The organism is Kitasatospora sp. NPDC059648, from assembly GCF_042734825.1.
In the GTDB taxonomy this organism is placed as follows: domain Bacteria; phylum Actinomycetota; class Actinomycetes; order Streptomycetales; family Streptomycetaceae; genus Kitasatospora.
Genome location: NZ_JBHWDU010000247.1, coordinates 1 through 1,030 on the forward strand (window position 1 = coordinate 1; position 1,030 = coordinate 1,030).

General features: G+C 55.8%; 1 rRNA gene. It reads left to right on the top strand.

What is annotated here, in order from left to right:
- A 23S ribosomal RNA gene (locus tag ACFV1W_RS40755) occupies positions 1–1,028 on the top strand; the annotation flags it as partial.
- Positions 1,029–1,030: the final 2 nt, after the last annotated feature.

Sequence of the window (1,030 nt, forward strand, 5' to 3'; positions counted from 1 at the left end):
GGCGAAGCTGAGAACTTAAGCGCCAGTAAACGGCGGTGGTAACTATAACCATCCTAAGGTAGCGAAATTCCTTGTCGGGTAAGTTCCGACCTGCACGAATGGCGTAACGACTTCTCGACTGTCTCAACCATAGGCCCGGTGAAATTGCATTACGAGTAAAGATGCTCGTTTCGCGCAGCAGGACGGAAAGACCCCGGGACCTTTACTATAGCTTGATATTGGTGTTCGGTTCGGCTTGTGTAGGATAGGTGGGAGACTTTGAAGCAGCAACGCCAGTTGTTGTGGAGTCGCCGTTGAAATACCACTCTGGTCGTGCTGGATGTCTAACCTGGGTCCGTGATCCGGATCAGGGACAGTGTCTGGTGGGTAGTTTAACTGGGGCGGTTGCCTCCTAAAGGGTAACGGAGGCGCCCAAAGGTTCCCTCAGCCTGGTTGGCAATCAGGTGTTGAGTGTAAGTGCACAAGGGAGCTTGACTGTGAGACTGACGGGTCGAGCAGGTACGAAAGTAGGGACTAGTGATCCGGCGGTGGCTTGTGGAAGCGCCGTCGCTCAACGGATAAAAGGTACCCCGGGGATAACAGGCTGATCTTCCCCAAGAGTCCATATCGACGGGATGGTTTGGCACCTCGATGTCGGCTCGTCGCATCCTGGGGCTGGAGTAGGTCCCAAGGGTTGGGCTGTTCGCCCATTAAAGCGGTACGCGAGCTGGGTTTAGAACGTCGTGAGACAGTTCGGTCCCTATCCGCTGTGCGCGTAGGAGTGTTGAGAAGGGCTGTCCCTAGTACGAGAGGACCGGGACGGACGAACCTCTGGTGTGCCAGTTGTTCTGCCAAGGGCATGGCTGGTTGGCTACGTTCGGGAGGGATAACCGCTGAAAGCATCTAAGCGGGAAGCCTGCTTCGAGATGAGCACTCCCACCTCCTTGAGAGGGTAAGGCTCCCAGTAGACGACTGGGTTGATAGGCCGGATATGGAAGCCCTGTGAGGGGTGGAGTTGACCGGTACTAATAGGCCGAGGGCTTGTCCTCAG